The following is a 15,423-nucleotide window of genomic DNA, read 5'->3' as shown; positions in this document are numbered from 1 at the left end:
CACGGAGCACACCTCAGAACCCGCGCAGCGCTCCACCGTCACAGGCGATGGACTGTCCGCTGATATACGCGGCCGGCTCCGACGCCAGGAACGTCACCAGCGCCGCGAACTCCTCCGGCCTTCCCAGCCGCCGCGCGGGGATGTTCGGCGCCACCTTCTCGTCCGACAGGCCCAGGTCCTTCATCCGGTCCGTCGCGTGGTAGCCCGGCAGCGCCGCGTTCACCGTGATGCCATACGGCCCCACTTCATTGCTCAGGCTCTTCACCAATCCCAGCAATCCCGCGCGCAGGCCGTTGGACACCGTGAGGTTGCTCATCGCCTCGCGGGCCGCCGTGGACGTCACCAGCACGATGCGGCCCCAGCCCTGCGCCTTCATGCCCGGCAGCGCAGCCTGGATCGCATCCACCGTGGACAGCCACAGGCTCTGGAAGCCCGTCTGCCATTGTTCGCCAGTGATGGCCTCGAACCCGCCCGCCGGAGGCCCGCCCGCGTTCACCACCAGCACGTCCAGGCCGCCCAGCTTCTCCGTCACGGTGCGCACCAGCTCGCGCGCCGTGCCCGCCTGCGTCAGGTCACAAGGCACCGCCAGCGCCGCGCCCAGCTCCTTCGCCGCCTTCTCCAACTTGTCCCCGCCGCGCGAGGAGATGGCCACTGTCGCGCGCTCCTTCACCAGCGTCTCCGCGATGGCGCGCCCCAGTCCCGAGGAAGCTCCCGTCACCAGCGCCCGTCTACCCTTCAGACCGAAATCCATCCGCGTGCTCCTTCATGAAAGGGGTCAGCCGGCCGCGGATGAGCTTCGCCGCCGCGTCCAGGTCCACGTCCTCGGGGCGCTTCAGCCCCTGGGACAGCTCCGCCACGATGCCGCCCGCGATGACGCCCACCTCGTACGCCAGCCGGTAGGGTACGCGGCTGAAGCTCACCAGCGAGTAGCGGCTGACGAACTCCCCCGGGAAGGCATTGAGCAACACCTTCTCCACGCCCTTCTCCAACAGGAAGCGCGGGTCGCCCGTGCTGTCGCGCATCTCGATGAAGTTCTCCACCGCCATGTCCGCGATGGCGTCCGCGTTCGTCTTGCGCAGCTTCTCGAACGCCTGGAATGCCTCCTCCCAGTCCTGCTGCTTCGCCAGGAGCGAGTCCAGCACCACGCAGTCCTCGAAGCCGCAGTTCATCCCCTGCCCGTAGAAGGGCACCATCGCGTGCGCCGCGTCGCCCAGCAGCAGCGTGCGTCCGCCCGCCCGCCACGGTGCGCACTTCACCGTCACCATGTGCCCGGTGGGCCGGGCGAAGAACTCCTCCACCAGCCCGGGAATCAACGCCTTCGCGTCCGGGAACTGCTCCTGGAAGAACGCCTCCAGCGCGGCGGGCGTCTCCAGCGCCGCGAAGCTCAGCGGCCCCTTCCACGGCAGGAACAGCGTGCAGGTGAAGCTGCCGTCCTCGTTGGGCAGCGCGATGAGCATGAACGCGCCGCGCGGCCAGATGTGCAGCGCGTGCTTCTCCATCTGGAAGCCGCCACCGGGCCCCGGCGGAATCGTCAGCTCCTTGTAGCCGTGCCCCAGCGTCTCCTGCGTCGCATGGAACTCCGGTCGCGGCTGCATCGCCTGCCGCACCGCCGAACCGGAGCCGTCCGTGCCGAACACCACCGCGTCGCGCACCTCTCGCGAGTCGCCCGTGGCCTCGTCCAGCACCGTCAGTGTCCCCGCCGTCACGTCGGCCTGGGTGACCCGCTGCCGGAAGCGGAGCGTCACGCGCCCCGTCTCTTCCGCGCGTGTCATCAGGAACTGGTTCAACCAGCCCCGCGACAGCGAGTTGATGTGCTGGGAGTCGTCCTTGCCGTAGGGCTGATACGCCAGCTCGCCCTTCACCGGGTGGATGACCCGGCCCCGCATGGGAATGGCGTGCTTCAGCGCCTCCTCCTCCAGCCCCACCTGCCTGAGCGCATGCAGGCCGCGCGTGGAGATGGCCAGGTTGATGGAGCGCCCCGCGTCCAGCGTCTCGCGGCGCATGTCCGGCCGGCGCTCCAGCACCTCCACCGTGTGGCCCCGGCGGGCCAGGTACAGCGACAGCAGCGAGCCGACGAGGCCCGCCCCTACCACCGTCAGCTTCGGCTCATTCGAGGACATGGGCTTCCAGGGTCCGCACGAAGCGGAAGACATCCACGTACGTGTTGTAGAGGGGCGCGGGCGCGGCGCGGATGATGTCTGGCTCGCGGAAGTCACAGATGATGCCCGCCGCCGACAGCCGCCCCAACAGGCGCTTCGGTTCGCCCTTGAAGCGAAGGGAGAGCTGCGCCCCCCGCTGCTTGGGGTCATTCGGCGTGGTGATGGTCACGAACCCTTCGGGCAGCCGGTTCAGCAGGAACTCCATGAAGCCGGTGAGCTTCTCGCTCTTCGCGCGCACCGCCTCCATCGTCGCCTTGTCGAACAGCTCCAGGGACGCCCGCAGCGCGGCCAACTGGAAGATGGGCGGGTTGGACAACTGCCAGCCTTCCGCGCCCGGCAGCGGGTCGAACGTGGGGCCCATCTCGAAGCGGGTGGCCTTGTTGTGGCCCCACCAGCCCTCGAAGCGCGGCAGGTCCGGCGAGTGCGCGTGCCGCTCGTGCACGAACACGCCGCCCAGGCTCCCCGGTCCGCCGTTGAGGTACTTGTACGAACACCACACCGCGAAGTCCGGCCCGTCGTCGTGCAGGGAGAACTTGAGGTTGCCCGCGCCGTGCGCCAGGTCGAAGCCCACCTTGCAGCCCTGCGCGTGCGCCACGCGGGTGATGGCCCCGATGTCGAACGCCTGCCCGGTGAGGTAGTTCACGCTGCCCAGCATCACCAGCGCGACCTGCTTGCCGTGCCGCTCCACCGCTTCGAGGATGTCCTCGGGGCGCAGCGTCTCCTCGCCCTCGCGCGGCATCAGCCGGACGATGGCCTCCTTCGGGTCGTAGCCGTGGAAGCGCGCCTGGGACGCCACCGCGTACTGGTCCGACGGGAAGGCGTTGCCTTCGATGAGGATCTTGAAGCGCTCGCGCGTGGGTCGGTAGAACGACACCATCATCAGGTGCAGGTTCACCGACAGGGTGTTCATCACCACGACTTCCTGGGGCCGAGCGCCCACCAGCCGCGCCACCTGTCCGGTGAGCAGCTCGTGGTACGGCAGCCACGGGTGACGGCCGTGCACGTGGCCCTCCACGCCCAGCCGCTCCCAGTCCTCCATCTCCTGGTGCACGTACTTGCGCGCCTTGCGCGGCTGGAGGCCCAGCGAGTTGCCCGCGAGGTAGATGGCCGGAGCCCCGGAGGGACTGGACAGCAGCAGGAATTCGTCGCGGAAGGGCCGCAGCGGATCCTCGGCATCCAGGGTGTGCGCGAAGGCGTCGGTGCTCTCGTAGACAGGGGCCGTCATGGTGCGAAGTCCTCGTGCGAACGCCCCAGCCACTCCAGGGCGTTGCGAAAGAGCAGCCGGTCGCGCACCGGCGGCTCCAGGTCCGTCAGGGATTCAATGAGCGTGCCGGGCCGGTCCTCGCCCAGCGGGAAGGGATAGTCACTGCCCAGCGCCACCTTGTCCGCGCCGAACAGCTTCACGATGGCGCGCAGCGCCTCCGCGTCATGCACCAGCGAGTCCACCCAGAAGCGCCCCAGGTAGTCACGCGGCGCCACCGGGTTGTCCACCGCGACCAGGTCCGGGCGCACCTCGAAGCCGTGCTGGATGCGGCCAATCGTGCCGGGGAACGCGCCGCCGCCGTGCGCGAACGCGAGCCGCAGCTTCGGCAGCCGCTCCATCACCCCGCCGAAGATGAGCGAGCAGATGGCCAGCGACACCTCCGCCGGCATGCCCACCAGCCACGGCAGCCAGTACTTCGCCATCTTCGCCTCACCCATCATGTCCCACGGGTGCACGAAGACGGCGGCGCCCAGGTCGCTCGCCGCCTGGAAGAAGGGGAAGAGGGCCGGGTCACTCAGGTTCAGGTCGTTGACGTGGCTGCCAATCTGCACGCCCGCGAAGCCCAGCGTGCGCACGCAGCGCTCCAATTCCTTGACCGCCAGGTCGGTGGATTGGAGCGGCACCGTGCCCAGGCCCACGAAGCGCCTGGGCGCTGTGGCCACGGCGGAGGCCAGGTGGTCGTTGAGGAAGCGCGCCACCTCCAGACCGTGCTCGGGCTTCGCCCAATAGCTGAACAGCACCGGCACCGTGGACAGCACCTGCACCTGGACGCCGTGCGCGTCGCACTCCACGACGCGCTGCTTGGGGTCCCAGCAGTTGCTCTCGATTTCGCGGAAGAACTTCCCGTCATCCCGCAGCATCCGCGCACGGCACGGGGCGTGATGGTCCAGGGTGATGAAGCCGCCGTAGCCGAAGCGCTCGGCGAAGCGGGGCATCTCCGGGGGCAGCAGGTGCGTGTGGATATCGACCTTCACTTGGGCGCACCACCCCGCGTCACCTTCGTGCCGCATTGCTTGCAGGTGCAGTGCTCGGGGTCGCCGTAGAAGTGCTCGAACACCGGCGGCAACTGCGTCACCAGATTCGTGACGTGCAGCGATTCCTCATAGAGCTTCTCGCCGCACTTCGGGCACAGCCAGAGGAACGAATCCAACTCCTGCGGCTGACGGCGGCGCTCCAGCACCAGTCCGATGGTGCCGGCGGGGCGCTGCGGCGAGTGCGGCACCTTGGGCGGCAGGAGGAAGATTTCTCCTTCGAGGATGGGGATGTCCTGCACCTGCCCCTCGTCGATGACGCGCAGGGTGATGTCGCCTTCGAGCTGGTAGAAGAACTCCTCGCCCTCGTTGACGTGGAAGTCCGTGCGCGAGTTGGGCCCGCCCACCACGGTGACCATGAAGTCCCGGTCCGCCCACACCTGCTGGTTGCCGACGGGCGGCTTGAGCAGCGGACGGTGTTCGTCGATCCACTTCTTGAAGTTGATGGGGGTCAGTCGTCCCATGTCACACGTCTCCAATGGTGGCGATGCACTTGAGTTCAATGGCGATGGGCGTGGGCAGCCGGTTGATTTCCAGCGTGGTGCGGCACGGCGGGTCATCCTTGAAGTACTCCGCCCACAGCCGGTTGTACGTGGGGAAGTCCTTCTTCATGTCCGTGAGGTACACCGTCACGTCCACCAGCCGGTCCCACGACGAGCCCGCGTCCTCCAGGATGTAGCGCACGTTGCGGAACACCGAATGGCACTGCGTCTCGATGTCGTACGAGACGATGTTGCCTCCGGCATCCAGCTCCACGCCCGGGATGGCCTTGCTGCCGCGCTCACGCGGGCCCACGCCGGAGAGGAACAACAAGTTGCCCACACGGCGCGCGTGCGGGTAGAGCCCGACGGGCTCCGGGGCCTTCTTCGAATCGATCCGCTCGCCAGCGCTCACGCGTTGCTCCAGGGGCAGCAGGGCTTCTAAAGCTTGATGCAGACGTTCTTGGGTTCGGTGAAGAAGCGCAGCGCGTCCCAGCCGCCCTCGCGGCCCACGCCCGAGTCCTTCACCCCGCCGAACGGCGTGCGCAAGTCGCGCAGCATCCAGGTGTTCACCCAGACGATGCCGCTGTGCAGCCGCGAGGCGAACCGGTGCGCGCGCGTCAGGTCCTTCGTCCACACGCTGGCGGCAAGTCCATAGCGCGTGGAGTTGGCCCACGCGAGCACCTCCTCCTCGTCGTCGAAGGGCATGAGCGTGGCCACCGGGCCGAAGATCTCTTCCTGGTTGGTGCGGCACGCGGGCGACAGGCCCTCCACCAGCGTGGGCTCCACGAACCAGCCGTTCTCACAGCGGCCGGGCACCTTCGCGCGCTGGCCTCCGGTGAGCACGTGGCCGCCCTCCTGCTTCGCGAGGTCGATGTAGCCCAGCACCTTCTCGAAGTGCTCGCGCGACACCAGCGCGCCCTGGTCGGTGCCCTCCACCAGCGGGTCCCCCACCTTGAGGGCCTTGGTGCGCGCGACCAGCGCTTCCTTGAAGCGCGCGTAGAGGGGCCGCTGCACGAAGATGCGCGGACCGCACAGGCAGATCTGCCCTTGATTGGCGAACGAGGAGCGCAGCGTGGTGGCCAGCGCTTCGTCGAAGTCGCAGTCCGCGAAGATGACGTTGGGGTTCTTGCCGCCCATCTCCAGCGACAGCTTCTTGAAGACGGGCGCGGCCACGCGGGCGATTTCGGCGCCGGTGCGCGTGCTGCCGGTGAAGGAGATGGCGCTGACGTCCGGATGGCGCGTGAGCGGTCCGCCCACGTTGGGCCCCAGGCCATGGACGAGGTTGAGCACACCGGGCGGCAGGCCCGCGTCGCGGCACACCTGCGACAGGAGGAACGCCGTCATCGGCGTCACCTCCGACGGCTTCGCCACCACGCAGTTCCCGATGGCGAGCGCGGGGGCGATCTTCCACGTGAGCAGGTACAGCGGCAGGTTCCACGGGGAGATGCAGCCCACGACGCCCAGCGGCGAGCGCAGCGTGTAGTTGAGCGCCACGCCGTCCATGGCGTGGGCCTCGCTTGCGAACTGCGTCGCCGCGTCGGCGAAGAACTCGAAGTTGAGCACGCTGCGCGGGATGTCCACCGTGCGCGCCACCGACAGCGGCTTGCCCGTGTCGATGGACTCCGCCCGCGCGAAGGCGTCCAGGCGTTCATGGATGAGGCCCGCGATGCGCCGCAACATCCGCGAGCGCTCCGACGCCGGCAGTGCGGACCAGGCGGGGAACGCCCGGCTGGCGGCCTCCACGGCGGAGTTCACGTCCGCCTCGTGCGAGTCCGGCACGTGCGCGTACAGCGCGCCCGTCGCCGGCTCCGGCTTGTCCAGCCACTGGCCACCCGCTGCGGGCACCAGCTCGCCACCGATGTAGTTGAGGACCTTCTCCAAGGCAGCGCCCTCCTGGGGAGTCACGACGCGCGGGAATCTATGCCGCGCCCGTCCACCGCCTCCAGGATTCCGAGCGCATCCGTCGGGTGGCGCTCGCTTGCGTGGCCGTCGTGCCTCCCGGATGCTGCCAGCCCCATTCCGCCCGTGAACCTGGCCGGTGGAATTACAGGTTGGGCAGAGAAAGGATCCGGACATGACTTCGACAGCGGACGTGATGACCCTGGCACAGACCCTGGACGCGGCGCGGCGAGAGCGGCGCGAAATCCCCCCGCTGACGCACGCGCACCCGAACCTCTCCGTGCCGGACGGCTACGCGGTGCAGGCGCAGGGCATCCGGCTGCGCGAGGCGCAGGGCGAGCGGCGCGTGGGCCTGAAGATGGGCTTCACCTCCGAGGCGAAGCGCCAGCAGATGAACCTGGGCTCGCCCATCTTCGGCGTGCTGACGGACCGGATGCTCGTGCCGGCGGGCGGCGTGGTGCATGTGAACGCAGGCATCCATCCCCGCATCGAACCGGAGATCGCCTTCCGTACGTCGAAGGAATTGAAGGGCACCGTGACGCGCGACGAGGTGCTGGACGCGTGCTCGGCGGTGTTTGCGGCCATGGAGGTGCTGGACTCGCGCTTCGTGGGCTTCAAGTACTTCAGCCTGCCGGACGTGGTGGCGGACAACGCGTCGTCGTCGCTCTTCGTGCCCGGCACCACGGAGCGCGGCGTGCGCGACCTGGACCTGACGAAGCTCCAGATGCGCATGGAGGTGAACGGCAAGGTGGAGGGCGAGGCGCGCTCGGACGCCATCTCCGGGGACCCGGTGGTGTCCCTCATCCAGTTGTGCGCGCTGCTCGCGGAGCGCGGCGAGGTGCTGCCCGCGGGGAGTCTGGTGCTGTCGGGCGCGGCCACCGCCGCGTACCTCATGAAGCCGGGCGACCACGTGAAGCTCACCGTGGACGGCCTGGGCACGGTGGAGGTGACGGCCCGGGAGTAGGGCCGTCAGTACAGCACGCCGTCCCTGGGCTGGAGGGGCGGGGGCAATTCGGTCTCGCCCAGCATCTGCCGCAGGTTGATTTCGATGGTGCGGCACAGCGCCGTCATGGGCGTGTCGCTGACGCCGTCCTCGAACGGGTCCTCCACGTCGCGGCCCACCGCGTCCATCGCGATGAAGAGGAACGCGATGATGGCGGTGACGAGCGGCGTGAGCACTCCCAGGTCCGCGACGACGCCCAGGGGAAGCATGGTGAGGTAGGCGCGCACCATGGCGTGCGGAAGGATGTCGTACTGGCGCGGCAGGGGCGTGTTCTTGATGCGCTCGCACGCACCCAGGTGGTTGGTCAGGTCGGTGAGCGTCTCGTCCATGGCGACGCGCAGGTAGATCTTCTCCGGGTGTTCGATGTCGCTGTAGACGCGGCGCATGCGCGTGGACATCCACAAGAGGATGGCGGCGGGCACGTTCTGTTCGTCGCGCAGCGCCTCCTGCATCGACGGCCGGAAGAAGGGCGTGATCTCCGGGAAAGGATCCTGCCGGCGCAGGTGGCAGCGCAGCGCGTTCACGAAGCCGATCTGCGCGTAGATGAGCTCGCGGGCGTCCTCGGTGATGCCCTCGAACACGCCGGTGATGACGCCCCGGGGATGCTCCCAGTCGGCTGGCGGATGGTCGAACGTGGCCAGGACCGCGCGCGGGGCGCCCGGCTTGCGCAGGTCGCGCGCCTTGCCGAACTGGTCCCGCACCGCGCCGTCGCCCACCTGGGCCCAGAGGGGCGCCAACGCGGGGCCTTCCGGCTGCACCGCCATCTGCACCAGCCGGGACGCGGAGGAAGGCGTCTCCAGGGTGCCGTCGCTGCGATGGGCCCGGGGCGCAGGCAGGAAGGTGATGACCTGCCGGGCCAGGGTGCGGGAGGAGTTGACGATTCCGCCCCAGAGGGTGCGCGCTTCCCACCAGCGCTCGTAGGCGGAGTTGTTGCGGAAGGCGAGCAGTACGCCCAATGCCGCCGCGAGCACCGTCACCGGCAGCGCGGGCACCGACAGCCACTTCGCGCCCATCACCTCGTAGCCAAGGGCGATGGCGAGCGCGAGGACGACGTGGAGCGCGACGGGCAGGCCCGTGTAGCGAAGGACGATCCGCCAGGACAACATCCGACCGACGATCATCGCGCGGGCACTCCTTGCCGGGGAGAGAGCCCGGTGCGGCCCGGGATGTAGTGCCGCACTGTCACACTGGCAATGCGGCGCGTTGCTTCCGCGTCCATCGGCTGGCCCCGCGGGGTTCCGCACGCAGGGGAGCGTGCGGAACCCAACGAAAGCCTTCAGGCCCGCGACTTGGAGAAGACGATGCTCACGCCGGTGTCAGGCACCGTCACGGTGAAGGTGCGCTCCACCGTCGCGAGGCCGTTGCCACCGCGCGATGCCAGCTCCAGGAAGAACGCGCCGGACGCCTTCAGGTGGAAGGACTGCGCCCACGACTGCGACAGGGCCTTGAACGCGCCCGCGAAGATGGACGGGGAGCGCTGCTCGTTGTTGCGCAGGTCCAGCAGGCCCGCGCGCAGGTCGCGCCACTTGGACACCGTGCCGGGGTTCTTCTGGATGACCTCCGCGAACGTCAGCATGCTGTTGCCCAGCTGCCCCTCCGTGTGCGCGAAGAGCCCCACGAGCGGATGGTTCTTCAGCGTCGCTGCGGCCGTCTTCGCCGCGTCGGACGCGGACCAGTTCTGGTCCAGGTATGCCCGCCAGAGGCCCGTGTACACGGACTCGCGCACGGCGGGACGGTCGCGGCTGGGCACGGAGTACCAGGGCAGCGCCCGGGCCAGCGCGCGCGCGAAGACGGTCGGCGCGTCCGCATCCGCCGCGTGGGTGATGACGTCGCGCAGCGTCCGGTTGTCCAGCTTCAGCTCCACCCGCGTCTCGATGGCCTTTCCGCCCGAGGCCTCGCGGATGCGCTTGAGGACCTCCTCCTCTTCCGCGTCATCCAGCGCGCCCCAGACGATGGCCTCGTCAATGGACTGGCGCAGGTCGTCCTCGCTCCGCTTGCGCGCGTCGCGGCGCAGGAGCAGGTACAGGCCCAGGTCGAAGTCCGCCACGGTGGGCGACTTGCGGAACTCGGACATGTCCGCCTTGAAGTCCGCGGTCCAGTGCGCGTACGGCGTGAGCAGCGTGCCGGTGTAGCGCCGCACGCCCAGGAAGGAGATGCGCTGGGGCGCTTCCTTCTCCAGGCTGTTGCGCTGCACCACCTGGGTGAGGTTGCGCTCGTCGTTGCCGCCCAGCGCCCAGCTTCCCAGCCGCAGCGAGAAGCCCCACGCCTGAGACTCCTTGGAGACCTCCTTGAGCAGGCACTGCTCCAGCGTCATTCCTTCGGCCTGCATGCGCTGCATCGCGCGGGACATGTCGCCGCCCACCAGCATCGGGTGCAGGGTCTGGGCCTGGGCGTCGGAGCAGACGGTGGACAAGAGCGTCGTCTGCTCGCGCAGGCGCAGGTATTCGTAGCGGAAGCCCGCGGCGAACTTCGCCTCCGCCAGGGCCTGGACCTTCGCGCGGGCCTCCGTGCGCAGCTTCTCCCACGCCTGGCGCAGCGCCGTGGGGGCGGCCTCCAGCTCCTGGAAGCCCAGGCGGTCCAGCACGATGCGCAGCACCTTCGTCTCGGCTTCCGACAGGGTGTGCGTCTCCAGCTTCGTCATCAGCGATTCGAAGGCGGCGAGCGGCACCGACAACAGCCCTTCGAGGATGCGCTCCACCTGCGTGAGCGCGGCGGCCGGGTCGGTGAGGGTCGCCTCCACGTGGAGGTCGGCCGTCACGCCGGCCTCGCGGGCCACGACCTTCTTCACCTGCACGCGGATCTTCCCTGCCTCCGGGCGGGAGAAGATGACCGCGTAGTCGTCCGTCACCTTCACCTTCGCGGACACGGTGGCGCCCGCCTTGGCCTCGAAGGCGACCATCGTGCTGGCGGACAGCAGCTTCGTCAGCGCCTGGAGGTTGGTGGTGTAGACGTCCGTCCAGTCCAGCGTCGCCGTGACGGACAGCTCGCCGCGCGCCTGGAAGGAGATGGCGTCCCCGACGCCCAGCTTCGAAAGCGACGACGTGAGCAGGGGCAGCCGGAGCTCGCCAGCGTCCGCCTTCAGCGCGGCCCGCGCGTTCGTGTCCTGGGTGTGCCGGTGGTAGTCCGCGAGCAGCACGCGCACGTCCCCGTTGGCCGCCAGCGCTACGTACGGCAGCGGGAAGCCGACCTCCGCCTTCACGCGCGCCTCCACCGCGTACTTGAGCCACGCCTGGTCGTCGCCGAAGACGAGCGGCGGGGACAGCCGCTCCGGTTCGCTGGAGGCCTCGCCCACCACGCCCGCTGCGTCCACGTCCGCCGGGGCGTCATAGCCTTCAATGAAACCCTTGGCGGACACGTCGAACGCGAAGGTCAGCGGGCCCAGCTTCTGGCCGGAGGGCAGCGCGTAGCTGGCGTTGGGCAGCTCCACCCGGATGTCGGAGCCCTTGAGCGGCGCGTCCGGCAGCACCTTCGACACTTCGTCCAGCAGCACCAGCTTCCACGCCATGACAGATGTCTCCCGCGGTCACGGAAAGTCGCATCGTACATGGCCGCCCTGTCCGTGGAGGCCGGACGTGAAGCGGGCGCGGACGATCCCCTGGAGGGGGTGGGTCCGCGCCGGAGGCGGAGGGCTTCAGGGCTGTTCGCGGGCCTGCTGGGGCGTGGCCGGGGCGTCGGCGTTCAGGAGGAGGGCCTCGGGCGTCAGGCCCCGCACGCACGAGCGGATGATGGCCTGGGACGCATCCACCGACTCCAGCACGAGCGAGGCCGTCTTCGTGGCGAGCGCCTTGGGCCACTGGCCCTTCTCCGCCCGCTCCGCGTCGACTTCCGCCAGGGCGATGAGGGCCTCGGAGCGCAGCGCGCGCAGGTCCATCGCCTCCATGTCCTCGGAGGACAGGCGCGCCGACACGGCTTCCTCCTGCCGGAAGTGCTCCTGGGCCTTCCGGGCGTCCAGGGCGCTCATGGCCCGGCGGCGCGCTTCCACGGGCATGTCCACCACTGCGCGCAGGCGATCGGAGTCCGCCACCCACTGCCGCCACTGGAGCCGCCGCGACAGGGCACCCGGCAGGGATGGCGCGTCCATCCAGGCGACAGGCAGCAGGGACCGGGCATCGTCGGACAGCAGGTCGCGGAAGGTGGTGAGCTGCGCGGCGAGCGAGTCCTCGTGCAGCGTCAGGGACAGCGGAGGAAAGCCTTCGTGCAGCCGGGTGAGCTGCGCGGCCGCCTCTCGCTTGCGGCCCACGGAGGCCGCGTCGAGCGCATCCGCGCAGGCCCGCCACGTGCGCGTGTAGCCGTGCACGGACAGCCGCTGCCCGGCGAGTCCACCGCCCAGGGCCAGCTCCCGACTGAGCGCGAGCGCGTCCACGCAGGTGTCCACCGCTTGGTCCGCGTCGCCCCCGGCCACGAGCAGCCGCGTCTCCAGCGCCGCCTGCTCCAACACCCGTCGCAACGCCTGCGCGAGCGCATCGCGCCGCGACACATCCGGCCCGGACAACGGCCGCAGCTCCTCCGGCAGCCCGCCCGACTCCGCATGGGTGGCGGCGAGCACCTGCCGCATCAGGGGACGGTCCAGGTCCAGCGCTTCACGGCACGCGGCGGGCAGGTTCGCGACGGGAACGCGCCCCTCCGTCACGGCCTCGCAGCGCGCGGCGTCCTCCGCGCCAGGCGCCGCATGGGGCGGGCGCACCAGCGAAGCAACCCAGGGCTCCAGGGCGGCGCCGAAGGTGCCGGCCCGAGGGGGCGTGACATGCGCCGGACGCGGGTGCTCCGCGTGCGTCAGCGTGTTCACCTCGCGCACGAGCCGCGCCTCCAGGGCGTCGGTGCTCAGACGCTGGGATGCGAGCACCCCGAGGCTCGCGAGGACGAACAGCAACACGCCTCCCATGAGGGCGGGGAGGGGGCGTTTCAGGGCCATCAGAGGGGGACTCCAAGAGGGGGGCTCGAATGTCGCACGAATCCCGGAGCCCCACACCCTCCCGCATGGCCGGGCCACTGCCCCTCCAGCGGGCGAGCCCGCCTTTCAGGTCATGGCGCCTGTCAGGTCAGCTACCGGGCAGGCACGCTCCGTGCGCGGACGGCAGCCCGCTTCAGGAGGGCGCGACCGGTGAAGGCGCGGACGCGACGCGGGCCAGGCCCAGGTGGCGCAGCAGATGGTCCGCCAGGTCCCGCGCCTGGGTGCGGATCTCCGGCACGGCGGTGGTCTCCCAGAGGTCCCCCCGGCGGGGCGGCCCCAGGGTGAAGAAGTGGGAGGACGGCCGGCCTTTCGAGTCGAGCACCGCGCCGTCGCCAGCGGTGGCCAGCCCCATGCCCAGCGAGTCCGAGCGCGCCAGCCCCGCCTCCAGCAGTCCGCGCAGCAGCGGCTGACTGCGCGAGGAGAGGCTCGATTCGGGGCCGGTGCAGTTGATGACGTGGTCCACGCGCAGCACCTGGGCCTCGCGCTGTCCCCGGGGACGCAGGCGGACCGTCACCGCGCCCGGCGCCAGGTCGAAGCCGAGCACGCGGCCCGAATGCAGCAGCAGCCGCCCATCGCGCAGCCAGCCCTCCAGCGTTTCGTGGATCTCCGGGGCCATGCGGTGGCGGTGCACCTCCCAATGCGTGCGCAGGTGGCGCAGGAAGCGCTGGCGCTCCGCGTACGGCAGCCGCTGCCACAGGGGCGTCGTCACCGGCCGCAGCGCATCCACCGCCGCGCGCCAGTCCGCGCCCTCCGCCACCTGCGCGTCGACCTCCTGGCGCATCGCGCGCAGCACGTCGCGGATCCGCAGCGTGCTGAACGGCGCCGCGCCATCCTGGGGCACCGCGGCCTGGGTGGCCGTCTCCGCGTCGCGACAGCGGTCCATCTCCCGGCGCACCGAGCGAAGCAGCTCCCGGATGCGCAGCGGCTCCGCGGCGGGGGGGGCCTTCGCTCCCGAAACGCGGTGCGCATGGGGCAGCAGGCCGTGCCGGGACAGCGCGTGCACGCGGCCCCGGTGGCCGCGCTCGCCCAGCGACAGCACCGTGTCCACCATGGTGAGGCCCGTGCCGATGAGCAGCACCTCCTCCTCGGGCCCGATGCCTTCCAGCGCCCCGGGCGCCCACGGCGAGCGGTGGTGGCGGGCGCTCGCATACAGCCCGCCGTCCGGAACGCGCAGGTCCGCGGGCAGCGCGTTGCCCAGGGCCAGCACCACGCCCCGCCCCTCCAGCGTCGCGCCGCTCGCGAGCGACAGCTTCACGCCGTTCCCCGTGTCCACCGCCGCCGTCACCTCGTCGTGCACCGTCTCCAGGAGGACTCCGGATGCGGCCTTCTGCGCGGCCTCCTTCAGCACCGCCTCCAGGTACTGGCCATAGCGGCGGCGCTCGGCGAACGCGGACGCCAGCGTGTCCGGCGCCTCCGCGCGCAGCCAGCGCAGGAAGTGTTCGGGATCCTCCACCCAGGCGCTCATTCGGCCCGCCGGCACGTTGAGCAGGTGGCGGGCACTGGTGGTGGAGTACGCGACCCCTCGCCCGATGCGCTCCCCCTTCTCAACCAGGGTCACGCGCAGGGGCGAACGGGCGCCGCGCAAGAGGCAGGCCGCCAGCAGCGTCCCGCTGGCACCCGCGCCGATGATGATCACGTCCTGCGGGAAGTTCACCGCACGATTGTAGGGCCGGGCCCCGCGGATGACATCCCTCCCGGAGCGCCGTCCCTGGCCTGATGTCCGTCAGCCGCCGCCTGCCGTGCGCCGCGCCCCACCGTGGAGAGTCGGGGCCGCGCGGACCTCACATCGCCTGGGGCGCCTCCGGCACGGCGGATGGTGCGGCGGGTGCGGCGGCCACGGGCAGCCGCTCTCCCATGCGAGTGAGGCCCTCGCCGTCCCGGGCCCGGGCATGCACCTGCGGATAGTCCTCGAACGTGCTGCCGAACCACCGGTCCAGCAGCACCGTGTAGAGGCCGTAGTGCCCCTGGTAGCGCGCGTGATGCATCGCGTGGAACGTGGGCGTGAAGAAGATGCGGCCCACCCAGGACGTCACGAAGCGCTTGGGCAGCCACTCCGTGTTGCCGTGGCCCACCGCGTTGAGGGCGTAGTTGGTCAGCATGTAGGCCACGATTCCGACCTGCGAGCCGGGCATCAGGTGGAGCGCCGCGTAGTGCAGACACAGCCCACCGCCCATCAGCGACACGCGCTCCAGCACGGAGAACGACAGCGCGGTGAGGGGCGCCGTCACCCGGGCCACGTGGTGCTGCGCGTGGAAGCGGTAGAAGCGGGGCAGGTGCATCAGCCGGTGCGTCGCGTAGAACCACACCTCGTAGCCCACGAACATCCACGCGTACGTCCAGAGCGCGGCGGGCAGGCTGAACGGCGCATGCAGGGGGCCGGTCCAATAGAGGAAGCCGGCGATGATGACCGCGTCGGCCAGCAGCACGCCCACCGCCGCCCACGCCTCGCTGCGCAGCTGACCTTCCGCCAGCTCGCGCCGGTACACCCGGAGGCGCTCCGCGGCGCGCGTGCGCCAGGCAAGCCACCCCAACGCGACGGTCAGCAGCTTCACCAGCCCGGAGATGAGCAGCACCACCAGGGCCAACACCGGCAGGGAGGGGTCGTTCAGCAGCATCCCGGACCTCGCGCGCGCC

At 70.4% G+C, this 15,423-nt stretch carries 13 protein-coding genes; 1 reads left to right on the top strand and 12 read right to left on the bottom strand.

Going from position 1 to position 15,423, the window contains the following annotated elements; genetic code table 11:
* Positions 1–13 precede the first annotated feature (13 nt).
* From OV208_RS24365 to OV208_RS24335, 7 genes are read right to left on the bottom strand one after another with little or no spacing between them, the layout of a single operon-like run.
* Entirely contained in the window at positions 14–751 is a 738-nt protein-coding gene (locus OV208_RS24365; protein WP_267576273.1) for an SDR family oxidoreductase, read from the bottom strand.
* Positions 729–2,120 carry an FAD-dependent oxidoreductase gene (locus OV208_RS24360; protein WP_267576272.1) on the bottom strand — a complete coding sequence of 464 codons (1,392 nt, stop codon included), beginning with the start codon at positions 2,118–2,120 and terminating at the stop codon, positions 729–731. The genes OV208_RS24365 and OV208_RS24360 overlap by 23 nt, the downstream gene beginning before the upstream one ends.
* Positions 2,107–3,384, bottom strand: coding sequence for a kynureninase (kynU, locus tag OV208_RS24355; RefSeq protein ID WP_267576271.1), 1,278 nt, complete (start codon positions 3,382–3,384; stop codon positions 2,107–2,109). The genes OV208_RS24360 and kynU overlap by 14 nt, the downstream gene beginning before the upstream one ends.
* Complete coding sequence (locus OV208_RS24350; protein WP_120542580.1) at positions 3,381–4,397, bottom strand: amidohydrolase family protein; 1,017 nt, start codon at positions 4,395–4,397, stop codon at positions 3,381–3,383. The genes kynU and OV208_RS24350 overlap by 4 nt, the downstream gene beginning before the upstream one ends.
* Positions 4,394–4,918 (bottom strand): 3-hydroxyanthranilate 3,4-dioxygenase, encoded by a 525-nt coding sequence (gene nbaC / locus OV208_RS24345; RefSeq protein ID WP_267576270.1) that lies wholly within the window; start codon positions 4,916–4,918, stop codon positions 4,394–4,396. The genes OV208_RS24350 and nbaC overlap by 4 nt, the downstream gene beginning before the upstream one ends.
* Before the next feature lies 1 nt (position 4,919).
* Positions 4,920–5,348 carry a RidA family protein gene (locus OV208_RS24340; protein ID WP_120542578.1) on the bottom strand — a complete coding sequence of 143 codons (429 nt, stop codon included), beginning with the start codon at positions 5,346–5,348 and terminating at the stop codon, positions 4,920–4,922.
* 26 nt (positions 5,349–5,374) lie between these two features.
* Positions 5,375–6,817 carry an aldehyde dehydrogenase gene (locus tag OV208_RS24335; protein WP_267576269.1) on the bottom strand — a complete coding sequence of 481 codons (1,443 nt, stop codon included), beginning with the start codon at positions 6,815–6,817 and terminating at the stop codon, positions 5,375–5,377.
* 193 nt (positions 6,818–7,010) lie between these two features.
* Here OV208_RS24335 and OV208_RS24330 point away from each other — a divergent pair, with 193 nt between their 5' ends.
* The gene (locus OV208_RS24330; RefSeq protein ID WP_267576268.1) at positions 7,011–7,799 is read left to right on the top strand and encodes a 2-keto-4-pentenoate hydratase; all 789 of its coding nucleotides are present in this window, start codon (positions 7,011–7,013) and stop codon (positions 7,797–7,799) included.
* 5 nt (positions 7,800–7,804) lie between these two features.
* Here the strand turns inward: OV208_RS24330 and OV208_RS24325 are convergent, their stop codons facing one another.
* The 5 genes from OV208_RS24325 to OV208_RS24305 all read right to left on the bottom strand — a co-directional run bounded on the left by OV208_RS24325 (position 7,805) and on the right by OV208_RS24305 (position 15,404).
* Entirely contained in the window at positions 7,805–8,959 is a 1,155-nt protein-coding gene (locus tag OV208_RS24325; protein ID WP_267576267.1) for a bestrophin family protein, read from the bottom strand.
* A 155-nt stretch (positions 8,960–9,114) separates the two neighbouring features.
* Positions 9,115–11,343, bottom strand: coding sequence for a hypothetical protein (locus OV208_RS24320; RefSeq protein ID WP_267576266.1), 2,229 nt, complete (start codon positions 11,341–11,343; stop codon positions 9,115–9,117).
* Positions 11,344–11,469: 126 nt separating this feature from the next.
* Positions 11,470–12,750 carry a hypothetical protein gene (locus OV208_RS24315; protein ID WP_267576265.1) on the bottom strand — a complete coding sequence of 427 codons (1,281 nt, stop codon included), beginning with the start codon at positions 12,748–12,750 and terminating at the stop codon, positions 11,470–11,472.
* Between the two features lie 172 nt (positions 12,751–12,922).
* On the bottom strand, positions 12,923–14,443 hold the full coding sequence (locus OV208_RS24310) for an FAD/NAD(P)-binding protein (protein ID WP_267576264.1): 1,521 nt from the start codon (positions 14,441–14,443) through the stop codon (positions 12,923–12,925).
* 127 nt (positions 14,444–14,570) lie between these two features.
* Entirely contained in the window at positions 14,571–15,404 is an 834-nt protein-coding gene (locus tag OV208_RS24305) for a sterol desaturase family protein (RefSeq protein ID WP_267576263.1), read from the bottom strand.
* Between the last annotated feature and the right edge of the window lie 19 nt (positions 15,405–15,423).

Source organism: Corallococcus sp. bb12-1 (genome assembly GCF_026626765.1).
GTDB classification, from domain to species: Bacteria; Myxococcota; Myxococcia; order Myxococcales; family Myxococcaceae; genus Corallococcus; species Corallococcus terminator.
The sequence above is the reverse complement of the archived record's forward strand: the minus strand, read 5'-3'. Positions and strand labels throughout refer to the sequence as shown.

What these genes read in the sequence shown, in the direction of transcription:
- OV208_RS24305 (WP_267576263.1), bottom strand. Translation starts at nt 15,404, where the DNA reads ATGCTGCTGAACGACCCCTCCCTGCCGGTGTTGGCCCTGGTGGTGCTG.
- OV208_RS24365 (WP_267576273.1), bottom strand. Translation starts at nt 751, where the DNA reads ATGGATTTCGGTCTGAAGGGTAGACGGGCGCTGGTGACGGGAGCTTCC.
- nbaC (WP_267576270.1), bottom strand. Translation starts at nt 4,918, where the DNA reads ATGGGACGACTGACCCCCATCAACTTCAAGAAGTGGATCGACGAACAC.
- OV208_RS24320 (WP_267576266.1), bottom strand. Translation starts at nt 11,343, where the DNA reads ATGGCGTGGAAGCTGGTGCTGCTGGACGAAGTGTCGAAGGTGCTGCCG.
- OV208_RS24325 (WP_267576267.1), bottom strand. Translation starts at nt 8,959, where the DNA reads ATGATCGTCGGTCGGATGTTGTCCTGGCGGATCGTCCTTCGCTACACG.
- OV208_RS24315 (WP_267576265.1), bottom strand. Translation starts at nt 12,750, where the DNA reads ATGGCCCTGAAACGCCCCCTCCCCGCCCTCATGGGAGGCGTGTTGCTG.
- OV208_RS24360 (WP_267576272.1), bottom strand. Translation starts at nt 2,120, where the DNA reads ATGTCCTCGAATGAGCCGAAGCTGACGGTGGTAGGGGCGGGCCTCGTC.
- kynU (WP_267576271.1), bottom strand. Translation starts at nt 3,384, where the DNA reads ATGACGGCCCCTGTCTACGAGAGCACCGACGCCTTCGCGCACACCCTG.
- OV208_RS24330 (WP_267576268.1), top strand. Translation starts at nt 7,011, where the DNA reads ATGACTTCGACAGCGGACGTGATGACCCTGGCACAGACCCTGGACGCG.